The sequence below is a fragment of the Ramlibacter alkalitolerans genome (genome assembly GCF_016722765.1).
GTDB lineage: Bacteria > Pseudomonadota > Gammaproteobacteria > Burkholderiales > Burkholderiaceae_C > Ramlibacter > Ramlibacter alkalitolerans.
The window spans coordinates 25225-44569 of sequence record NZ_JAEQND010000023.1; the positions used below are offsets into that span (position 1 = coordinate 25225).

Annotated in this window: 20 protein-coding genes and 1 tRNA gene; 5 read left to right on the forward strand and 16 right to left on the reverse strand. The window is 66.9% G+C overall.

Annotated features, from left to right (window positions below; genetic code table 11):
- Positions 1 to 10: 10 nt before the first annotated feature.
- From JI746_RS27100 to aceA, 14 genes are all read right to left on the reverse strand, one after another.
- Positions 11 to 919: an SCO family protein gene (locus JI746_RS27100; protein WP_201693439.1), complete on the reverse strand. Its 909-nt coding sequence runs from the start codon at positions 917 to 919 to the stop codon at positions 11 to 13.
- 20 nt (positions 920 to 939) lie between these two features.
- Complete coding sequence (locus JI746_RS27105) at positions 940 to 1440, reverse strand: hypothetical protein (RefSeq protein ID WP_201693440.1); 501 nt, start codon at positions 1438 to 1440, stop codon at positions 940 to 942.
- Positions 1441 to 1456: 16 nt separating this feature from the next.
- Positions 1457 to 3658 carry a multicopper oxidase family protein gene (locus tag JI746_RS27110; protein ID WP_201693441.1) on the reverse strand — a complete coding sequence of 734 codons (2202 nt, stop codon included), beginning with the start codon at positions 3656 to 3658 and terminating at the stop codon, positions 1457 to 1459.
- Positions 3659 to 3994: 336 nt separating this feature from the next.
- A tRNA-Pro gene (locus tag JI746_RS27115) sits at positions 3995 to 4071 on the reverse strand.
- Between the two features lie 42 nt (positions 4072 to 4113).
- On the reverse strand, positions 4114 to 4566 hold the full coding sequence (locus JI746_RS27120; RefSeq protein WP_201693442.1) for a MerR family transcriptional regulator: 453 nt from the start codon (positions 4564 to 4566) through the stop codon (positions 4114 to 4116).
- 122 nt (positions 4567 to 4688) lie between these two features.
- The gene (locus JI746_RS27125) at positions 4689 to 5018 is read right to left on the reverse strand and encodes an integration host factor subunit alpha (protein ID WP_201693455.1); all 330 of its coding nucleotides are present in this window, start codon (positions 5016 to 5018) and stop codon (positions 4689 to 4691) included.
- A 47-nt stretch (positions 5019 to 5065) separates the two neighbouring features.
- Positions 5066 to 7483, reverse strand: a complete 2418-nt coding sequence (pheT, locus tag JI746_RS27130) for a phenylalanine--tRNA ligase subunit beta (protein WP_201693443.1) — start codon at positions 7481 to 7483, stop codon at positions 5066 to 5068.
- A gap of 115 nt (positions 7484 to 7598) precedes the next feature.
- A complete protein-coding gene (pheS, locus tag JI746_RS27135; protein WP_201693444.1) occupies positions 7599 to 8657 on the reverse strand; it encodes a phenylalanine--tRNA ligase subunit alpha in 1059 nt (352 codons plus the stop codon).
- Between the two features lie 171 nt (positions 8658 to 8828).
- On the reverse strand, positions 8829 to 9188 hold the full coding sequence (rplT, locus tag JI746_RS27140) for a 50S ribosomal protein L20 (RefSeq protein WP_201672506.1): 360 nt from the start codon (positions 9186 to 9188) through the stop codon (positions 8829 to 8831).
- A 27-nt stretch (positions 9189 to 9215) separates the two neighbouring features.
- A complete protein-coding gene (rpmI, locus tag JI746_RS27145) occupies positions 9216 to 9419 on the reverse strand; it encodes a 50S ribosomal protein L35 (RefSeq protein WP_201672507.1) in 204 nt (67 codons plus the stop codon).
- 200 nt (positions 9420 to 9619) lie between these two features.
- Entirely contained in the window at positions 9620 to 10234 is a 615-nt protein-coding gene (gene infC, locus JI746_RS27150) for a translation initiation factor IF-3 (protein ID WP_201693456.1), read from the reverse strand.
- Between the two features lie 79 nt (positions 10235 to 10313).
- Positions 10314 to 12221 (reverse strand): threonine--tRNA ligase, encoded by a 1908-nt coding sequence (gene thrS / locus JI746_RS27155; RefSeq protein WP_201693445.1) that lies wholly within the window; start codon positions 12219 to 12221, stop codon positions 10314 to 10316.
- A gap of 187 nt (positions 12222 to 12408) precedes the next feature.
- Positions 12409 to 12612: a hypothetical protein gene (locus JI746_RS27160; protein WP_201693446.1), complete on the reverse strand. Its 204-nt coding sequence runs from the start codon at positions 12610 to 12612 to the stop codon at positions 12409 to 12411.
- A gap of 255 nt (positions 12613 to 12867) precedes the next feature.
- On the reverse strand, positions 12868 to 14211 hold the full coding sequence (gene aceA, locus JI746_RS27165) for an isocitrate lyase (protein WP_408004132.1): 1344 nt from the start codon (positions 14209 to 14211) through the stop codon (positions 12868 to 12870).
- A 127-nt stretch (positions 14212 to 14338) separates the two neighbouring features.
- On the opposite strand from aceA, the gene JI746_RS28125 reads away from it, so the two are divergent.
- Positions 14339 to 14464 (forward strand): hypothetical protein, encoded by a 126-nt coding sequence (locus tag JI746_RS28125; RefSeq protein WP_269129518.1) that lies wholly within the window; start codon positions 14339 to 14341, stop codon positions 14462 to 14464.
- On the opposite strand, the gene JI746_RS27170 is transcribed toward JI746_RS28125, so the two are convergent.
- On the reverse strand, positions 14452 to 14853 hold the full coding sequence (locus JI746_RS27170; RefSeq protein ID WP_201693447.1) for a gamma-glutamylcyclotransferase family protein: 402 nt from the start codon (positions 14851 to 14853) through the stop codon (positions 14452 to 14454). The two genes, JI746_RS28125 and JI746_RS27170, sit on opposite strands and share 13 nt — an antisense overlap.
- A 32-nt stretch (positions 14854 to 14885) precedes the next feature.
- Here JI746_RS27170 and JI746_RS27175 point away from each other — a divergent pair, with 32 nt between their 5' ends.
- The 3 genes from JI746_RS27175 to JI746_RS27185 all read left to right on the forward strand — a co-directional run bounded on the left by JI746_RS27175 (position 14886) and on the right by JI746_RS27185 (position 16568).
- A complete protein-coding gene (locus tag JI746_RS27175; protein ID WP_201693448.1) occupies positions 14886 to 15797 on the forward strand; it encodes a DMT family transporter in 912 nt (303 codons plus the stop codon).
- A 40-nt stretch (positions 15798 to 15837) separates the two neighbouring features.
- The gene (locus tag JI746_RS27180) at positions 15838 to 16005 is read left to right on the forward strand and encodes a hypothetical protein (protein WP_201693449.1); all 168 of its coding nucleotides are present in this window, start codon (positions 15838 to 15840) and stop codon (positions 16003 to 16005) included.
- 89 nt (positions 16006 to 16094) lie between these two features.
- Complete coding sequence (locus tag JI746_RS27185) at positions 16095 to 16568, forward strand: SWIB/MDM2 domain-containing protein (RefSeq protein ID WP_201693450.1); 474 nt, start codon at positions 16095 to 16097, stop codon at positions 16566 to 16568.
- Between the two features lie 176 nt (positions 16569 to 16744).
- On the opposite strand, the gene JI746_RS27190 is transcribed toward JI746_RS27185, so the two are convergent.
- Positions 16745 to 18451 (reverse strand): thiamine pyrophosphate-binding protein, encoded by a 1707-nt coding sequence (locus tag JI746_RS27190; protein ID WP_201693451.1) that lies wholly within the window; start codon positions 18449 to 18451, stop codon positions 16745 to 16747.
- Between the two features lie 39 nt (positions 18452 to 18490).
- Here JI746_RS27190 and JI746_RS27195 point away from each other — a divergent pair, with 39 nt between their 5' ends.
- Positions 18491 to 19138 carry a TetR/AcrR family transcriptional regulator gene (locus JI746_RS27195; RefSeq protein WP_201693452.1) on the forward strand — a complete coding sequence of 216 codons (648 nt, stop codon included), beginning with the start codon at positions 18491 to 18493 and terminating at the stop codon, positions 19136 to 19138.
- Positions 19139 to 19345: the final 207 nt, after the last annotated feature.

Consider the following 19345-nt stretch of genomic DNA (forward strand, 5'->3'; position numbering starts at 1 on the left):
GCCGGCGCGCTCACTTGCCGCTGCGCGCCTCCAGGTACGCCAAGAGCGAGGCGATGTCGTCCCGGCCCAGGTCGAGGTTGGGCATGCGGACCTGCTTGTACCGCGCGAACAGGCGGGTCGCGATCGGATCGCCTTCGGCCAGCACCTGCTCGGGCTCCGCCAGGTAGCGGGCCAGCCAGGCGCGCTCCCGGCGGCTCGTGACGCCCAGCAGGTCGGGGCCGACCCGGTCGCCCTCGCCGATGGTGTGGCAGGCGCTGCAGCGGCTCTGGAACAGGTACTGCGACTTGCTGCCGGTGAGGGGCCGGGCCTCGGCATAGCTGGGGGTGGCGCCCTCGCGCTTCCAGCCGAGGAAATTCGCGATGGTCGTGGCGAGGAACTGCGGATTGTCCATCGGCGAGTTGCGCATCCACGTGCCCTTCGCCACGTTGCCCACCATCAGGCTGGCGGCGTGGCCGTCCCGGGTGGCCGCATCGAAGCTGCGGGACAGGCCCAGCTTGCGCGCGATCAGCTGGATATCCGCTTCCTTGCCCGAGAGGAACAACCAGCCCGGACCGACGCCGAACTTCTGCGCGTACGCCTTGTTCTCCCTCGGCGTGTCCCAGGGGTCGATGGCGATCGAATAGAAGAAGATGTCGCGCCCCATGCGCTCGCCGAACAGCTTCTGCACCTTCACCAGGTTGGCCGTCTCCAGCGGGCAGACGTCCTTGCAGCTCGTGTAGAAGAGAAGGACGGCGACCGACTTGCCCTTGAGCAGGTCGTCGTAGAAGCGCAGCGTCCTGCCGTCCTGCGTGGTGACGGGAACGTTCGGGAAGTAGTCCGCGCCCCAGGGGGTGGCGGCCCCCGACGTTGCGCCGGCGCAGAGCACCGCGGCGGCGGCGAGTGCGGCGCGGCTCCAGCGCCGCCAGCCCGTGCAAATCATGGCGAGACTCCGGCGGCAGGCTAGGTGCGAGGCACGGTCGAAATCTGCACCGGCGTCGTGCTCACGCCGCTCGCTGCGTTGTAGTAGACGCCGAAGGTCGCCAGGGCCGAACGCGCCAGCGTGACGCCCCCATCCGCGGCAAACGAGAAGCCGAGCTCGACCGGCTCGAAGGCCTTCAGCGGCCGGTGCAGGATCGCCTGGCTTGCGACCTGGTAGGCCTTGCCCGTGCGCAGCCCCTTGCCCGTGACCTGGCTCAGGTCCACGATGAGCTCCAGCACCGGCGGGGCGCCGAACACGGTGTCGTAGATCACCCTGCCGGTGATGGACGCCTGGCCGGTGAAGACCACCGGCTCGGAGGCCGCGCCATCGGCTCCCACGGTGCCCGCCGCCAGGGCGAGGAGCGTCTTCTCCACCGGGGCGGGGTCCGCCGCCGCACTGGTGCCCCACGCCAGCGATCCGGCCGCCGCGCCGACCACGGAGGCCACCACGACGGGAAGCGCGGTTCGATGCATCGTCTTCATGGTTTGCTCCCCCTGCTCAGTACGCCGTCCGGAGGACGTCGTCGGGGTCCCGGAACGTCACGCCCTGCGGCGTCGGGATGGGCGTGGGCAGCGGCCGCAGCATCGGCGTGCCCCCGTCGTCGATCTCCCAGCGCAGCAGCATGGCGTTGTCCTCATGCACCGTGTTGTGGCAGTGCTCCATGAACATGCCGCCCCAGTCGCGGAACTGCATCGTGATCTTCACCGTGCCGCCGGGACGCAGCCGGTAGACATCCTTGCGTCCGCGCTCCCACGGCGGGACCTTCCTGGCGCTGCCGTCGCGGGCGAGCACCTGCCCCTCTTCGAAGTGGATGTGGATCGGATGGTCCCAGCCGCCCCCGCCATTCTTGAGCGTCCAGATTTCGCGGGTGCCGTACCGCGGTGCGGCGGAGATGCGGCCGAAGTCGGCCGCCAGCATGTCGCCGTCGTTGGTCTCGATGCCCCAGGGACCGAAGTAGGAGGAGACCGGATCCCGGGTGGTCTGCTTGCCGCCGCGCCCGAACTCGAACACCCGCTCGCGCGCCACGGGGATGGCGGACAGGTCGGGGTTGGGGATCAGCGTGGCAGGCACCCGGCTCTGGTCGGGGGCGGACAGCGGCAGCACCACCCGGAACTCCAGGAACTTGCCGACGCAGGGATCATCGGAATTGCCGGACAGGGCTTCGGAGAGGCTGAGATCCTCCGCGATCCGCTTGCCATCCTGGTGCTCGGCCAGGTTGACCATGTACACGCGCGTGCCGAGGGCATAGCGCGAGAAGTCGATCACGATGTCGTAGCGCTCCGCGATGCCCTGCTCGTCGAGCTCGGTGAGGACCACCGGATTGGGCAACAGGTTGCCGTCGTTGGCGATCTGGATCATCGGCGAGCGGTCGCTCAGGGCCAGCTTGAAGAAGCGCGACACCGAGGCGTTGAGGATGCGGAAGCGGTACTTGCGCGGCTCCACGTTGAAGAACGGCTTCCAGAACAGGTTCACCGTCATCTGGTCGCCCAGGAAACCGTCGAAGTCGAAGATGTCGAAATTGAGCTGCCCGTCCCGGTCCCAGGCCTTGTCGGCCAGCATCAGGTTGACGTCGTAGTCCAGGTTGCCCCAGCTCTTCGCCGTGCCGCTCGGGAGCCGCAGGTTGACGCCGTCATCGATCGCCTCGTTGCCCCGGTCGAGCGCGCTGTAGATGTTGAACATCGCGGCGTTGCCCTTGTAGACGTTCTGCGAGGTGAAGCTGAACATGTGGTCGTGGAACCAGTGGGTGCTCATGGTCTCGCGCCAGTCGCCGGGGATCCGGTCGACGCCGCCGTCGTCCCGCGGCGTGCCGGCCCGGTCGTCGGTGGCGTCCTTGTTGACGCTCGTGTGGCCGGCCAGGACGATCGGCCAGTGGTAGTCGTAGAACTGGCCGGGGAAGAAGTAGGCTCCCGTGAAGCCGTCGTTCTCCGCGCCGTGGTGGCCGTTGTGTTCGTGCGTAGAGATCGTGTGGATGCCGAAGCCGCCGTTGCGCGACTGGTCCGGATCGAGCCGGTTGTGGTGACGGAACAGGATGGGATGGCCGTAGCGGCCCATCACCAGCTTGGGCGGCAGCGTTCCGTTGAAGGTCCAAACCTTGTCGGACCGCTGCAGGGGCATGCGCGGATGGAAACGGAATTCGACCGGCATCGTCGCCGGGTCGAAATCGCAATTGAGCCGCGCCGTCACCTCGGGCCGGTAGACCCCGGCCGCATTCGCCTTCGCGCCCTCCTGCGTGGCCTGGAACGCGACCTGCGGCGCGCAGCGCGGGTCGTCGAAGCCCTGGTGCGCCCAGATCGCTCCAGGCGGGCGCCCTTCGATCGGGCCATAGCCGCCGCCGAGGAGCGGCGACACCGCTTGCAGGGTGGTGTTCGCCTCGCGGGTGGGCGCCGGGCTCATGGTGGTCATGGCGCCCGGCGTCAGGACGTCGAAGCGCAGCAGGGGCTGGGTGAACGCAACGGCGCCGAACAGGGGGCTGCGCGGAACGCCCGTCGGGATGGCACCCCATGAACTGCGCACGAACGGACTCAGGCCGTGGGTGGCGGACAGCAGGCCGCCCGAGGTGAACACGCCCCACTTGATCAGTTCACGCCGGCTGACCTGCCCTTGCGAGAGCGCCCGGACGATTTCGAGACGGTTGCGGCGGGCGGCCTCGGCCTCGCGCAGCACCGAGGCAGAAGCACACTTCGACAAGTAGATGGACATCGTGTCACCTTGGTCGAGGTTGACGGACCCGCGCACCGGCCAGGTGGGGGCAACTCAGGCCGCTACGTTTTAGATCGCATCTCGCACGATTCAAGGTGAATGCAACACCCTGTATCGATCGCCGAGCTCTGCGTGAAGGCGAATTCCGACGTGACTGTCGGCGAAATCCACTGCGGGGGTCAGGTTGCCGGCGCCAGTGCCTCTTCCGCCGGTCGTTTGTCGCGATTTGGCACAAAAACAAACATTCAGCGAAACGTATGGCTTTGTACAGGGCCGAGCTGCTGTGGTGGGCAGAAAAAAAGCCCGGACCTTTTCAGGTCCGGGCTTTCGTGTCTTTGGTCGGCGTGGCGGGATTCGAACTCGCGACCCCTTGCACCCCATGCAAGTGCGCTACCAGGCTGCGCTACACGCCGAGCCCGCAATTATAGCCGGGCGGAATGGCACATTTCGCGCCCTCAGTGAATCGAGCTGAGCAAGTCGCGGATTTCGAACAGTTCGCGCCGCAGCAGCTGCAGCTTTTGGGCGAACTCGTGGCGTTCCTCGGGCAGGGCGTCCTCGAACTGGCTCTCGCCGAAGCCCGAATCCTCGACCTCGACCTCCTCCACGCCTTCGAGCATGACCTCGCCGGCGCGGCGCTTGTCGCGCTCGGTCTGCACGATTTCCTGCAGCTTGTTGCGCGCGCCGCTGATCGTGAACCCCTGGTCGTACAGCAGGTCGCGGATGCGCCGGATCATCAGCACCTCGTGGTGCTGGTAGTAGCGGCGGTTGCCGCGCCGCTTCATGGGCCGCAGCTGGGTGAACTCCTGCTCCCAATAACGGAGCACGTGAGGCTTGACGCCACACAGCTCGCTGACCTCGCCGATCGTGAAGTAGCGCTTGGCGGGGATTGCCGGGAGGGCTTTCTCCATTGAAATCAATCTACTAGGAGAGAAAGCTGCTAGGTTACTCTAAGGTACGCGGGATGCAAAGCCGGGCGGTGGCGCGAAGCCCGCCGGCGTTGGATTTTTTTGGAGCGAAGCTGACGCGGGCGTCAGGAATCGCCGCCGCCGTTGCCCTGGATCTGCTCCTTGAGCTTGTGGCTGGCGTGGAAGGTCACGACGCGGCGCGCCTCGATCGGGATCGCCTCGCCGGTGCGCGGGTTGCGCCCGGGGCGCGGCGCCTTGGTGCGGATCTGGAAATTGCCGAAGCCCGAGATCTTCACGTCCTGGCCCTCGACGAGGCTGCCGGAGATCAGGTCGAAGAAGGCATCGATCATGTCCTTCGACTCGCGCTTGTTCAGCCCGATCTGCTCGAACAGGAGTTCGGCCAGCTGCGCCTTGGTCAACGCGGGGGTTTCCAGGCTTTCGACGGCAAACTCCATCACGTCTTCTTCCTTGAGCGCTGTTGTTGTCGTGAGATCGGACATCGTCACCCCCTCAGGCGGCCCCCGAGTTGCGTGGTGACCCGCTCCACCACGGCGCGCACCGCGGTCTCGATCTGCTCGTCCGTCAGTGTGGCGTCGCTGCGCGCGAGCGTCAAGCGAACGGCCAGGCTTTTCTCGTTGAGCCCCAGCCCGGCGCTCGCCTGCTGCGGCTTGTAGACGTCGAACAGGAAGGCATCGCGCAGCAGGCCGCCCGTGTCGGCGGACCGGATCGCGGCCAGCAACTGGTCGTGCGTGACCTTCTCGCCCACGATCACGGCGATGTCGCGCTCGGCCGGCTGGAAGCGCGGCACCGGCTCGAACTGCGGCACCCGGCGCGCCGCGACGGCATCAAGATCGAGTTCGAACACGAACGGCGCATGCGGCAGCTCCCACTTCTGGCGCCAGCGCGGATGCAGCTCGCCGACGAAGCCGACCTCGCGGCCGTCCACGCGCACGGCGGCGCAGCGGCCGGGGTGCATGGCCGGATGCTGCGCGGCCGCGAACTCCGCCTGCAGCGGCGACAACAGCGCCTGCACGTCGCCCTTCATGTCGTAGAAATCGCCGTGCGTGGCCTTGCGGGCCCACTGCAGGCCGTCCGGGTCGCCGTAGGCCAGGCCCGCGACCTTCATGGGCTGGCGCACGCCGCGCACCGTGGTGTCGGTGGTCTGCACCGAAGCGTCGCGCAGGAACACCCGTCCGAGCTCGAACACGCGCACCCGTTCGGCCTTGCGATCGAGGTTGAACTTGAGCGCCTGCAGCAGCGAGCCCACCAGCGAGGAGCGCATCACGCTCATCTGGCTGGCGATCGGGTTCAGCAGCTTGATGGGATCGGTGTTGCCGGCGAGGTCCTGCTCCCAGTGCGCCTCGACGAAGCTGAAGTTGATCGTCTCCTGGTAGCCGAGGGCGGCGAGCAGGCGGCGCACCGCGAAGCGGCTGCGGCGGTTCTCCGGCGGCAGCTTGGCCGTGATGGGCGCCAGCGGCGGCGTGGTCGGCAGCGCGCTGTAGCCGACGATGCGCGTGACCTCTTCGATCAGGTCTTCCTCGATCGCGAGGTCGAAGCGATAAGGCGGCGGCGTGACGGTGATGACGCCGGCATTGGCGCTTGCCGGCAGCTGCAGGCGGGCGAACGCGTCCAGGCACTGCGCCTCGGTGACGGGCATGCCGATGACCTTGGCCGCGCGCGCGACGCGCAGCTGCACCGGCTTGCGTTCGGGCAGCTTCACCTGCTGGTCGTCCATCGGGCCGGCTTCGCCGCCGCAGATCTCCTGCACCAGGCGCGTGATGTACTCGATGTGTTCGACGGTCCGGCTCGGGTCGACCCCGCGCTCGAAGCGGTGGCCGGCGTCGGTGGAGAAGTTGTAGCGGCGCGAGCGCCCCTGCACCGCTTCGGGCCACCAGAACGCGGCTTCGACGTAGACGTTCTTCGTGGCGTCGGAGACGGCCGTGGCGTCGCCACCCATGATGCCGGCCAGCGATTCCACCTCGCGCTCATCGGCGATCACGCCGACCTTCTCGTCGACGGCGATCGTGGTGCCGTTCAGGAGCTTGAGCTGCTCGCCCGGGCGGCCCCAGCGCACGTCGAGCGCGCCGTGGATCTTGTCGAAGTCGAAGATGTGCGAAGGGCGGCCGAACTCGAACATCACGTAGTTCGAGATGTCGACCAGGGCCGTCACGCTGCGCTGCCCGCAGCGGGCCAGCCGTTCGACCATCCATTGCGGCGTCTTCGCCTGCGTGTCCACGTTGCGGATCACGCGGCCGGAGAAGCGCCCGCAGAGATCGGGGGCGGTCACCTTCACCTTCAGCCTGGCGTCGTTAACCGGCTGCACGGGCTCGAACTTCGGCTCCTTCAGCGGCGCGCCGGTCAGCGCGGACAGCTCGCGCGCGACGCCGTACACCGACAGCGCGTGCGCCAGGTTGGGCGTGAGCTTGAGCGTGAAGACGTGGTCGTCGAGCTGCAGGACTTCGCGGATGTCGGCACCGATGGCCGCGGACGCATCCAGCTCCAGCAGGCCCGCATGGTCCTCGGACAGCTTCAGCTCGCGCGCCGAGCACAGCATGCCCTGGCTCTCCACGCCGCGCAGCTTGCCCAGCTTGATCGCGAAGGGCTGGCCGTCTTCGCCCGGCGGCAGGACGGCCCCGACCAGCGCCGTCGGCACGCGGATGCCGGGGCGCGCGTTCGGCGCACCGCAGACGATGTTGAGCAGCGCGCCCTGCCCCACGTCCACCTGGCACGCGCGCAGGCGGTCGGCGTTCGGGTGCTGCACGGCTTCCTTGATCTCGCCCACCACCACCTTGGTGAAGGGCGGCGCCACCGGGCGCAGTTCCTCCACTTCCATGCCGCCCATGGTGAGCGTGTCAGCGATCTGTTGCGTGGTCAGCGGCGGGTTGCAGTACGCGCGCAGCCAGGATTCGGGGAATTGCATACGTCTTGTCTAGGACTCGGATGTCTTCTCGCGTGCCGCCGCGGACCGGCTTGGCCGGACCGCAGGGAGCGCCCCCTCGAGGGGGAGGCGCCGGAGGCGCTGCGGGGGGGAGCCATTATCGGAATTGCTTCAGGAACCGGATGTCGCCGTCGAAGAACAGGCGCAGGTCGTTCACCCCGTAGCGCAGCATGGTCAGGCGGTCCGGGCCCATGCCGAAGGCGAAGCCGATGTGCTTCTCCGGGTCCAGGCCCATGTTGCGTACCACCTGCGGGTGGACCTGGCCGGAGCCGGCCACCTCCAGCCAGCGGCCGGCCAGCGGCCCGCTCTGGAACTGGATGTCGATCTCCGCCGAAGGCTCCGTGAACGGGAAGAAGCTGGGACGGAAGCGCAGCGCCAGGTCGTCGCTTTCGAAGAAGGTGCGGCAGAAGTCGGTGAAGACGACCTTGAGGTCCTTGAAGCTCACGTTCTCGCCCAGCCACAGGCCTTCGCACTGGTGGAACATCGGCGAGTGCGTCGCGTCGCTGTCGACGCGGTACGTGCGGCCCGGGGCGATGACGCGGATCTCCGGCATCGGCTCGCCCCGCTTCACGGCCTGCGCGTAGCGCTTGATATGCGCATGGGCGTAGCGCACCTGCATCGGCGAGGTGTGCGGCCGCAGGTTGTAGGGGATGCCGTCGTCGCCGTCGATGTCCACGTAGAACGTGTCCTGCATCGAGCGCGCCGGGTGGTTGGGCGGGTTGTTCAGCGAGGTGAAGCTGTGCCAGTCGCTTTCGATCTCGGGGCCGTCGGCCACGTCGAAGCCCATGGAGGCGAAGATCTGCTCGATGCGCTCCAGGGTGAGCGACACGGGATGCAGTCCGCCGGGCTCGCGGATGCGACCGGGCAGCGAGACGTCCAGCGCCTCGGCCTTCAGTTGCGCTTCCAGTTCGGCGTCGGCCAGCGCCTGGCGCCGCTCGGTCAGCGCCGCCTCGATCGCCTGCTTGGCCTGGTTGATCGCCGCGCCGCGCGACTTCTTCTCCTCCACGGAGAGCGCGGCCAAGCCCTTCATCAGCTCGGTGATGCGGCCGGACTTGCCGATGAACTGCGCCTTGGCGTTCTCCAGCTCCGCGGGCGTGCCCGCCTGGCCGAACGCTGCGCGGGCGCTGGCGACGATCGAATCGAATTCTGGTTTCATGGGGATTCAGGTCCCGTTGGAGCGATGGTGCTTGCCTGAGCAGGTTCTGACCGATGAACCACGACGTCTCGCAAAGGGAATCAAAAAAGACAGGGCTAGCGCCTCGCAGCCCTAGCCCTGTCCCAATGCGTTTGCAGCGGGCGCGGCCGAGACCGCGCCCCGAAGCGAAACTCAAGCAGCCAGCTTGGCCTTCACCTGGTTCACGATGCCGGTAAACGCTTCCGGGTCATGGTAGGCGATATCGGCGAGGACCTTGCGGTCGATGTCGATGCCGGCCTTGCGGATCCCGTTGGCGAACTGGCTGTACGTCAGCCCGTTCGCACGCGCGGCGGCGTTGATACGGGCAATCCACAGCTGGCGGAAGACGCGCTTCTTGGCACGGCGGTCGCGGTAGGCATACTGCCCCGCCTTCATCACCGCCTCCTTGGCGATGCGGAAGACGTTGCCGCGGCGGCCGCGGAAACCCTTGGCGAGGGCGAGGACCTTCTTGTGACGGGCGCGAGCCGTTACACCACGTTTGACGCGAGGCATTGTGTGTTCTCCTTCTTCGTCTGGTGATTACAGGCCGGCGAACGGCAGCATCTGCGCCATGTGACCCATGTTGGTCTCATGGACGGCAGTCGGGCCGCGCAGGTGGCGCTTGTTCTTGGTGGACTTCTTCGTCAGGATGTGACGCTTGAAGGCCTGGGCACGCTTGACCGTCCCGCCCGGGCGCACGCGGAAGCGCTTCTTGGCGCCGCTCTTGGTCTTCATCTTGGGCATTGCTGCTCCTTCTATGTTGTGCTCGTGAGGCGTCACGGAAAAGACCGTGCCTTGATGGCCCCGAGCCACTTGTTCGCCCGCAGCGACCAACCGCGGGCTCACTCATGACGAAATGACTTCGCGCTGCGCGCCTCGATGACGGATTGAGCAGGTCATTCCGTCATGCCAGGCCGCAGGCCGGCGTCATTTCGTCATTGACTTCACGATGTCGTCGCCGGCGAACCGGCGGCTTCCGAGGCGGGCTTGGGAGCCACCGCCACCTTCTTCTTGCCCGGCGCGATCATCATGATCATCTGCCGGCCTTCCAGCTTCGGGAACTGCTCGACGATGATGGTATCGCCGAGGTCGTCCCGGATGCGCTGCAGCAGCGCCATGCCGATTTCCTGGTGCGTGATCTCGCGCCCCCGGAAGCGCAGCGTGATCTTGCACTTGTCGCCTTCGGCCAGGAAGCGGCGGATGTTGCGCAGCTTGATGTTGTAGTCACCGTCGTCGGTGCCCGGCCGGAACTTGACTTCCTTGATCTCGATGACCGTCTGCTTGGACTTCGCTTCCGCGGCCTTCTTCTGTTCCTGGTACTTGAACTTGCCGTAATCCATCAACCGACAGACCGGCGGATTGGCAGTGGCGGCAATTTCTACCAGGTCGACGTCTGCCTCGCCGGCCATTCGCAGGGCGTCCTGCAGGCTCACGATGCCCAGCGGCTCGTTGTTGGGTCCGCTGAGGCGGACTTCGGGAGCCATGATCTCCCGGTTCAGGCGGTGCTTGCGTTCCTCACGCTGGCGGCGGTCACGAAAATCAGTAGCGATGGTCCGGATCCTTCATCTCAATAAGGCTACAAAACCTGTAGCATCACCGCCGCAGCCCGCGCCAGCCGCGGCGTGACTCGATGAAGAATCAGACCTTGCTGGCGATGTCCCCGGCGATCCTCTTCGAGAATTCCTCCAGGGGCATCACGCCGAGGTCCTTGTTGCCCCGGGCGCGCACCGCGACGGCACCAGCCGCCTTCTCCTTGTCGCCGACGACGAGGAGGTAAGGCGGCTTTTGCAGTGAATGCTCCCGTATTTTATACGTGATCTTCTCGTTGCGCAGATCCGTCGCCACCCTAAGCCCTTGATTCCTCAGCGTTTTGGCAACTTCGTTGACGTAATCGGCCTGTCCGTCCGTGATGTTCAGCACGACGGCCTGCACCGGCGCCAGCCAGACGGGCAGCGCGCCGGCGTGCTGCTCGATCAGGATGCCGATGAAACGCTCGAGGCTGCCGACGATGGCACGGTGCAGTACCACCGGCCGGTGGCGGGCGCCGTCCTCGCCGACGTACTCGGCGTCCAGCCGCGTCGTCAGGTTGAAGTCGACCTGCATCGTGCCGACCTGCCACTGGCGGCCGATGGCGTCCTTGAGCGTGTATTCGATCTTGGGGCCGTAGAAGGCGCCGTCGCCGGGCGAGATCGTGAACTCGCAACCCGAGCGGCGCAGCGATTCCATCAGGGCGTTCTCCGCCTTGTCCCAGAGCTCGTCGGAGCCGATACGCGCTTCCGGCCGCGTTGCGACCTTGTAGATGATCTCCGTGAAGCCGAAGTCCTGGTACACGCGGTGCAGCACGCGCGTGAATTCCTCGCACTCGGGCAGGATGTGGTCTTCGGTGCAGAAGATGTGACCGTCGTCCTGCGTGAAGCCGCGCACCCGCATGATCCCGTGCAGCCCGCCCGAAGGCTCGTTGCGGTGGCACTGGCCGAATTCCCCGTAGCGCAGCGGCAGGTCGCGGTAGCTCTTCACGCCCTGCTTGAAGATCAGGACGTGCCCCGGGCAGTTCATCGGCTTGAGCGCGTACTCGCGCTTTTCCGACTCCGTGACGAACATGTTCTCGCGGTACTTGTCCCAATGGCCCGTCTTCTCCCACAGCGACTTGTCCAGGATCTGCGGCCCCTTGACCTCCTGGTAGCCGTTGTCGCGGTAGACCAGGCGCATGTACTGCTCCACGGCCTGCCAGATGGCCCAGCCTTTCGGGTGCCAGAAGACGACGCCCGGCGAGACCTCCTCGAGGTGGAACAGGTCCAGCTCGCGCCCCAGCCGTCGGTGGTCGCGCTTCTCGGCCTCCTCCAGCATCGTGAGGTACTGCTGCAGTTCCTCCTTCGTGGCCCAGGCCGTGCCGTAGACGCGCTGGAGCATCTCGTTGCGGTGGTCGCCGCGCCAGTAGGCTCCGGCCACCTTCATGAGCTTGAAGAACTTCAGCTTGCCCGTCGAGGGCACGTGGGGGCCGCGGCACAGGTCCTCGAAGCGGCCCTCGGCGTAGAGCGACACGTCCTCGCCCTGCGGGATGCTGCCGATGACCTCGGCCTTGTAGTTCTCGCCCAGCTCCTTGAAGTGCTTGACCGCCTCGTCGCGTGGCAGCACGCGACGCGTGACGGGCTCGTCCTTCGCTGCAAGCTCCGCCATGCGCTTCTCGATGGCCGCCAGGTCCTCGGGCGTGAAGGGACGCTTGTACGCGAAGTCGTAGTAGAAGCCGTTCTCGATGACCGGGCCGATCGTGACCTGGGCCTCGGGGAACAGTTCCTTGACGGCGTAGGCCAGCAGGTGCGCCGTCGAGTGGCGGATCACGTCGAGGCCTTCGGGATCCTTGGGCGTGAGGATGGCGACCCGCGCCCCATCGGGGATCGTGAACGTCGTGTCGACGACCTTGTCGTCGACCTTGCCGGCGATGGCCGCCTTGGCCAGGCCGGGGCCGATGGAGGCAGCCACATCGGCCACCGTGACGGGTTGTTCGAACTCGCGCTGCGAGCCGTCGGGAAGCGTGATCCGGATCATGATGAGAGTGTTTTCTGGGCGTTCGGGCAACAAAAAAGCGCGGTGACGGCCGCGCTTTTCGGTTGGAGTGGCAACTTCAGGACGCGCGACTACGCCGCCTCAACGGGCGGTGGAACCTTCCGGGGTAGTTCGCGGTGTCATAACCAGGGTGCCTTTCTCGCTCTTGTGGCTCACGTGATGCGCGATTCTAACCCGCCGCGGCGACATAGCCGGTGCCGGCGCAGCGCGGGCATTCCGTGATCAGGGTGCGCTTCTCGACCTCGAAATGCTCGTCGATGTTCTCGCTGTCGACGCGCAGCGCCCCCGTGCCGCCGCACGCGGGGCAGCGCTCGCCGGTCAGGTGGCGCAGGTTGAAGATGCCGGTCCTTTCCTCGCTCGTGGATGCAGCCATGGCTCCCTCCTTGTTGTCGTGGGTAACTGGACTGTAAACAGGAGGGGCTTGTCGACAAAGGGGGGCGCTGGTGCCGGTGTGCAGTAGTTGGCAGATCGGGGCACTGCGTCGGCCGCGTGGCGGCGGGGAGCCGGGGCGTCAAAGGGAAAAGCCCCGCGTTGCGGGGCTTCTCTGGGCCCCCGCCTGCGCGGGGGTGACGGCTTGCAGAGACGGCTTGCGCCGAGGGTGACGGCTTGCAGAGCCGGCTGCGCCGGATCAGGCCGCCTTGCGCTCCTCGCCGTGGCCGTGGTCGTCGAAGAACTGCTCGTCTTCGGTCGAGCCCTTCAGCGCCGCGGTGGAGGCGTTCGCCTCGATCGTGGTCGTCACGGCGTCGAAGTAGCCCGTGCCCACCTCCCGCTGGTGCTTCACCGCGGTGAAGCCACGCTCGGCCGCCGCGAACTCCTTCTGCTGCATGTCCACGAAGGCGCTCATGCCGCTGCGGGCGTAGCCGTAGGCCAGCTCGAACATGCCGTAGTTCAGGGCGTGGAAGCCGGCCAGCGTGATGAACTGGAACTTGTAGCCCATCGCTCCCAGCTCCTTCTGGAACCTGGCGATGGTGGCGTCGTCCAGGTTCTTCTTCCAGTTGAAGGAAGGCGAGCAGTTGTAGGCCAGCAGCTTGCCGGGGAACCTGGCGTGGATCGCGTCGGCGAAGTCCTTGGCGAACTTCAGGTCCGGCGTGCCCGTTTCGCACCAGATCAGGTCGGCCACTTCGGCATAGGCCAGGCCGCGGCTCACGGCCTGGTCGAAGCCCTTGCGGGTGCGGTAGAAGCCTTCCACCGTGCGCTCGCCGGTGCAGAAGGGCTGGTCGATCGGATCGACGTCGCTGGTCACCAGGTCGGCCGCCTCCGCATCGGTGCGGGCCAGCAGGATCGTGGGCGTGCCCATCACGTCGGCCGCCAGGCGCGCCGCCACCAGCTTGGCCACGGCCTCGCGGGTCGGAACCAGCACCTTGCCGCCCATGTGGCCGCACTTCTTCACCGAGGCGAGCTGGTCCTCGAAGTGCACGCCGGCGGCGCCCGCCTCGATCATGGACTTCATCAGCTCGAAGGCGTTGAGCACGCCGCCGAAGCCGGCTTCCGCGTCCGCCACGATAGGCGCGAAGTAGTCGACGTAGCCTTCGTCGCCGGGACCCTTGCCTTCCTGCCACTGGATCTGGTCGGCGCGCATGAAGGTGTTGTTGATCTTCTTCACCACCTTCGGCACCGAATCCACCGAGTACAGCGACTGGTCGGGGTACATCTCGCCGTTGCTGTTGGCGTCACCGGCCACCTGCCAGCCGGAGAGATAGATGCCCTTCAGGCCGGCCTTCACCTGCTGCATGGCCTGGTTGCCGGTCAGCGCGCCGAGCGTGTTCACGAAAGGCTCGGTGTTGATCAGGCTCCAGAGCTTCTCGGCGCCGCGCTTGGCGAGCGTGTGCTCGATCTGCAGCGAGCCGCGCAGCTTCACCACGTCGGCGGCGCTGTAGCCGCGCTTGATCCCCTTCCAGCGGGGGTTCTCGGCCCAGTCCTTTTCGAGCTGGGCGATCTGCTGTTCGCGGGTCAGGTGGGTCCAGTTGCTCATGTTCACTCCAGAAGGGTTTGGGGGTTCGGGAACCGGGGCGGCTTTTCGTCGCCGCGTTGGAATCAACTTTAAGTCTTGTAGAAGACTTCGTGTGGCTCTTGTGTCTTATACAAGACAAAAATTTTCCATGAGCAAAATCAACGACTTGCGCTCACAATTTCTCAATGCGAAAGATGCTTTCTTGTATCGAGAAAATTTGCGGCGCCGCACCAACGCCAGTTTTCGCCATGCGAAACAAAATCAGCCGTGGTGAAAAACGATCCAGTCGCCGTGCCCCATGGGCCTGCGCTCGCGCACGTGCACCGGGTTGATCTCGTAGAGGAGGCACGTGACGGGACGGCCCTGCACCGCGATCTCCACCTCGCGCTTGAAGTACTCGCTGTCCGCGCCGGGGACGATCTGCTCGATGCCGTCCAGGATCGCTTCGAGTTCCGCGCTGATGCGGTACACCTCGCCGACGACGGTGACCGCCTCCTCGCCGCCCAGCGCGAGCCCCGGGTACCAGTCCAGGTGGTACAGCACGCCGCGCACCTCGCCCATGCCCACGTAGTCGGGTGCAGGCGAAAGGCGGTTGATGTCGTTGCGCCCGCCGCGGCGCAGCGTGCCGTAGACGAAGACGTGGCGCTCGGGGGCTTCAGGCATGATGCGGCGCATTTTTCGCGCCGCCATTGTCGATGAGCCTTGTCCCCAGCCGCCCCGTCGCCTACGCGTGCCTCGCGCTGAGCATGTCGCTGGTGGGGAGCTATGTCGCCCTGTCCAAGCCGCTGGCGGCAGCCATTCCGGTGTTCCTGCTCGCCTGGCTGCGCTTCGGCATCGGCGGCGTCGCGATGCTGCACTGGCTGAAGAAGCCGCCCGGCGAGTCGCCCTTCACGCCGCGCACGCGCCGCCTGCTGTTCCTCGAGTCCTTCCTGGGCAACTTCCTGTTCTCGCTGTGCATGCTGTGGGGCGTGAGCCTGACCAGCGCCGTGTCGGCCGGCGTGATCATGGCGGCCATTCCCGCCACCGTGGCGCTCCTGAGCCGCGTGTTCCTGCGCGAGCGCATTTCGGGTCGCACGTGGACGGCCATCGCCTGCGCGGCGCTCGGCATCGGGTTGCTCGCCCTCGGCAAGGAGGGCCGCGCCACCAGCGGCGGCGACCGCGCCTGGCTCGGCAACCTGCTGGTGCTGGGCGCGGTGATCTGCGAAGCGTCCTATGCGGTCATCGGCAAGGCGTTGACCGGCGTGCTGGGCCCCAAGCGCATCACGGCGCTGATCAACCTCTGGGGCTTCGCGCTGGTCACGCCCTTCGGCCTCTACACCGCGCTGCGCTTCGACTTCGCCGCGGTCGGCGCGGGCGCATGGCTGCTGCTCGTGTTCTACGCGCTGGCGGCGAGCATCTGGACGGTGTGGCTGTGGATGACGGGCCTGAAGGTCGTGCCCGCTGCGCAGGCCGGTGTCTTCACCGCCATGCTGCCGGTCTCCGCGGCGCTGGTCGGGGTCTTCGTGCTCGGCGAGCCGCTCGGCGCGACGCAGATGCTGGCCTTCGTCACCGCGCTCGCCGGCGTGCTGCTCGCGACGCTGCCTTCGAGGGTGGCGCACAGGCGCTGAGTCAGCGCGCTCTCGAGAGGGAAATGCGAGTGGCGGCGCGATGTTGATCGCGCTTCTTGCCGCGCTGCGTGAAGAGCGCGCAGGCCGCTCCAGAGGAGAAATCGCTGTGCGCGAGCGCGCCCGCAGGGCTTCTCCAGAGGGAAAACGCGTTCTTCGCGCGGATGAAAAAGCAACATCTCCCAATGAAAAAACCCGTTTTTCCCTTTGACGACCCCTCGTTCTCCATTAGCATCCGCACTGCCAGCGAGTGCAGTTTTCGCTGGTACGGTTCAACCAACTTCTAGAAGGAAATCGAACATGGCAACTGCGAAGAAAGCGACGGCGAAGAAGGCGCCGGCGAAGAAGGCGGCACCGGCCAAGAAGGCCACGGCGAAGAAGGCGCCGGCCGCGAAGAAGGCCGCCGCTCCGGCCAAGAAGGCAACTGCGAAGAAGGCCGCCGCTCCCGCGAAGAAGGCAGCACCGGCCGCGAAGAAGGCGGCGCCGGCGAAGAAGGCCACCGCCAAGAAGGCCCCGGCGAAGAAGCGCACCCCGAACGCCGCGTTCATGAAGCCGCTGACGCCGGACGCATCGCTGGCCGCCGTGGTGGGCAACAACCCGCTGCCCCGCACCGAGATCGTCAGCAAGCTGTGGGCCTACATCAAGAAGAACAAGCTGCAGGACAACGAGAACAAGCGCATGGTCAATGCCGACGACAAGCTGCGCACGCTGTTCGGCAAGAACCAGGTCTCCATGTTCGAGATGGCTGGCCTCATCGGCAAGCACGTGAAGTAAGCCGGGCTTGCCCGCACTTCCACCAGGCCGGCTTCGCCGGCCTTTTTCTTTGGGATCCGGGTTTGCCTTGCTCCTCCCCCCGCTGGGGAGAGGCTGGGAGGGGGCTCTCGGGGCCCGCAAAGCGCCCGGAGCGCCCCCACCCTACCCCCCCCCAGAGGGGGAGGGCAAAAAACGGCTCAGCGGCCCTGCCTTTGCGCCGTCTCACGAATCCCGGTCAGCGTGCCGCGGGTCGTGATCACCTCCGGGTCCAGCATCACCTCGATCACCGTCCCGTTCCTGCGCTCCAGCGCCGCCACCAGGGCCGGCTCGAACTCCGCCGTCCGGGTGATGCGCGTGGCCTCGTAGCCGTAGGCCCTGGCCAGCGCCACGAAATCGGGATTGGCCAGCTGCGTGCCGGCCCCCTCGACGCGCGCCGGGTACTCGCGCTCCTGGTGCATGCGGATGGTGCCGTACATGCCGTTGTTCAGGATCACGATGATCGAGCTGGCGCCGTGCTGGGTGGCCGTGGCGAGCTCCTGCCCTGTCATGAGGAAGTCGCCGTCGCCCGCCATCGTCAGCGCCACCCGGCCCGAGACGATGTTGGCGGCGATGCCCGCCGGCACGCCGTAGCCCATCGCGCCGTTGGTGGGCGCCAGCTGGGTCTTGTGGCCCTTGGCCAGGCCGTGGTGCCGGAAGAAGCGGTGCGTCCAGGAGGCGAAGTTGCCGGCGCCATTGGTGATGAACGCGTCGGCGGGCAGGCGCTTCTGCAGGACCGCCACGATCGCCGGCATGTCGATCTCGCCCGGCAGCGCCTGCGGCTCCAGGTTGGCCAGGTAGTCGGCATTCGCGGCCTGCGTCCAGGCGGCCCACGGCACATCCGCCGGGGCGCTGAGCACTTCCAGCGAACGCGCCGCGGCGTTCATGGTGGCGTTGATCGCCAGGTCGGCCTGGTAGACGCGATGCAGCTCCTCGGCGCTGGCGTGGATGTGCACCAGCTTCTGGGCCGCCTTGGGCGGCTTCAGCAGCGTGTAGCCGCCGGTGGTCATCTCTCCCAGGCGCGGCCCGATGGCCAGGATCAGGTCGGCCTCCTTGATGCGCGCGGACAGCCTGGGGCTGATGCCGATGCCGACGTCGCCCGCGTACTGCGGATGGTGGTTGTCGAAGCAGTCCTGGAAGCGGAAGGCGTTGCCCACCGGCAGCTTCCAGTTCTCGGCGAAGCGCTGCAGCGCCTGCGCCGCCTGCGGCGTCCAGCCGCCCCCGCCGGCGATCACGAAGGGCTTGCGCGCCGCCAGCAGCAGCTCGCGCAGGGTGCGCAGCGCGCCGGGGTCGCTCCAGCACTCCACCGCCTCGACGCGCGGCAGCGGCCGGGCCGATGTCTCCTTCGTCAGCATGTCCTCGGGCAGCACCAGCACCACGGGGCCGGGCCGGCCGTTCATGGCGGTGGCGAAGGCGCGCGCGACGTATTCGGGGATGCGGTCCGCATCGTCGATGCGCTCGACCCGCTTGGCCATGCCCTTGGTGCTCGGGCCGAAGAAGCTCGTGTATTCGACTTCCTGGAAGGCCTCGCGATCGCGCTGGTCGCTGGCCACGTCGCCGACGAACAGCACCATGGGCGTCGAGTCCTGGAAGGCGGTGTGCACGCCGATCGAGGCGTTGGTGGCACCCGGGCCGCGCGTGACGAAGCACACGCCCGGCCGGTTGGTGACCTTGCCCGCGGCTTCGGCCATGAAGGCGGCGCCGCCCTCCTGCCGGTTGATGACGAAGCGGATCTGCTCGCGGTACTTGTGGAAGCCATCGAGGACGGCCAGGTAGCTCTCCCCCGGGACACCGAAGGCATGCGTGACGCCCTGGGCCACCAGGCATTCGACGATGAGATGGCCGGCGAGCTGCGCGTGCTGGTTCATGATGCTTGACGGGATTAACTGTTTGGTGAATTATGTGGCATGGTGCGAGAGACCAGCCCTGCCTCCGACGAGCGACTGCGTGATGCCGATCGCTCGCAGGGAGTGATCTTAGCGGCCGCCCGCGACGAATTCGCGGAGCACGGCCTCGGCGGCGCCCGCGTCGACCGCATCGCCGAGCGCGCCGGCCTCAACAAGCGGCTGATCTACTACTACTTCGAGGACAAGGAGAAGCTGTTCCAGGCGGTGCTGGAGCTGGCCTACCGCGACATCCGCGAAGAAGAGATGAAGCTGCACCTGCTCGATCTCGAGCCGCCGACGGCCGTGCGCCGCCTGATCGAGTTCACCTGGGACTACTACCTGCGCCACCCGGAGTTCCTCACGCTCCTGAACAGCGCCAACCTGCATCGCGCACGCCACCTCGCTGAATCGAAGCGCGCGCGCGAGCTGAACTCGCCTGTGATCGAGACGCTGGCCACCGTGCTGGAACGCGGCCGGCGCGAAGGCACCTTCCGCGGCGGCGTGGACCCGGTGCAGCTGTACGTCTCCATCGCCGGGCTGGCCTACTTCTACCTCTCGAACAGCCACACGCTGTCGGCGATCTTCGGCCGCGACCTGCTGGCGCCCAAGGCGCGCAGCGAGCGGCTGTCGCACATGACGGAGGTGATCCTGGGGTACCTGACCCGCTGAGCCACTTTCCCGTCATCCCCGCGGAGGCGGGGACCCAGAGCTTGCGCATTCACGCGCTGCGCGCGTGGCCTGGATTCCCGCCTCCGCGCACTGCTGTCCGGAATAGATCCGGGCCAGTGCGCCAAGTCGTTCCGGCACAACGGAAAAGCTGATTGAGCGGGGGGAGAGATTCAAACACTGTATGACCCGTTGGCCGCAAAGCCGCGG

Bases quoted from the DNA above. Each gene is read 5' to 3' on its own strand.
- JI746_RS27160 (WP_201693446.1), bottom strand. From the start codon at position 12,612: ATGGCTGCATCCACGAGCGAGGAAAGGACCGGCATCTTCAACCTGCGC.
- JI746_RS27105 (WP_201693440.1), bottom strand. From the start codon at position 1,440: ATGAAGACGATGCATCGAACCGCGCTTCCCGTCGTGGTGGCCTCCGTG.
- JI746_RS27120 (WP_201693442.1), bottom strand. From the start codon at position 4,566: ATGGAGAAAGCCCTCCCGGCAATCCCCGCCAAGCGCTACTTCACGATC.
- JI746_RS27185 (WP_201693450.1), top strand. From the start codon at position 16,095: ATGGCAACTGCGAAGAAAGCGACGGCGAAGAAGGCGCCGGCGAAGAAG.
- rpmI (WP_201672507.1), bottom strand. From the start codon at position 9,419: ATGCCCAAGATGAAGACCAAGAGCGGCGCCAAGAAGCGCTTCCGCGTG.
- JI746_RS27170 (WP_201693447.1), bottom strand. From the start codon at position 14,853: ATGCCTGAAGCCCCCGAGCGCCACGTCTTCGTCTACGGCACGCTGCGC.
- aceA (WP_408004132.1), bottom strand. From the start codon at position 14,211: ATGAGCAACTGGACCCACCTGACCCGCGAACAGCAGATCGCCCAGCTC.
- JI746_RS27110 (WP_201693441.1), bottom strand. From the start codon at position 3,658: ATGTCCATCTACTTGTCGAAGTGTGCTTCTGCCTCGGTGCTGCGCGAG.
- JI746_RS28125 (WP_269129518.1), top strand. From the start codon at position 14,339: ATGAGCAAAATCAACGACTTGCGCTCACAATTTCTCAATGCGAAAGAT.
- JI746_RS27100 (WP_201693439.1), bottom strand. From the start codon at position 919: ATGATTTGCACGGGCTGGCGGCGCTGGAGCCGCGCCGCACTCGCCGCC.
- JI746_RS27190 (WP_201693451.1), bottom strand. From the start codon at position 18,451: ATGAACCAGCACGCGCAGCTCGCCGGCCATCTCATCGTCGAATGCCTG.
- JI746_RS27175 (WP_201693448.1), top strand. From the start codon at position 14,886: ATGAGCCTTGTCCCCAGCCGCCCCGTCGCCTACGCGTGCCTCGCGCTG.
- JI746_RS27195 (WP_201693452.1), top strand. From the start codon at position 18,491: ATGGTGCGAGAGACCAGCCCTGCCTCCGACGAGCGACTGCGTGATGCC.
- thrS (WP_201693445.1), bottom strand. From the start codon at position 12,221: ATGATCCGGATCACGCTTCCCGACGGCTCGCAGCGCGAGTTCGAACAA.
- pheS (WP_201693444.1), bottom strand. From the start codon at position 8,657: ATGAAACCAGAATTCGATTCGATCGTCGCCAGCGCCCGCGCAGCGTTC.
- rplT (WP_201672506.1), bottom strand. From the start codon at position 9,188: ATGCCTCGCGTCAAACGTGGTGTAACGGCTCGCGCCCGTCACAAGAAG.
- pheT (WP_201693443.1), bottom strand. From the start codon at position 7,483: ATGCAATTCCCCGAATCCTGGCTGCGCGCGTACTGCAACCCGCCGCTG.
- JI746_RS27125 (WP_201693455.1), bottom strand. From the start codon at position 5,018: ATGGAGTTTGCCGTCGAAAGCCTGGAAACCCCCGCGTTGACCAAGGCG.
- JI746_RS27180 (WP_201693449.1), top strand. From the start codon at position 15,838: ATGTTGATCGCGCTTCTTGCCGCGCTGCGTGAAGAGCGCGCAGGCCGC.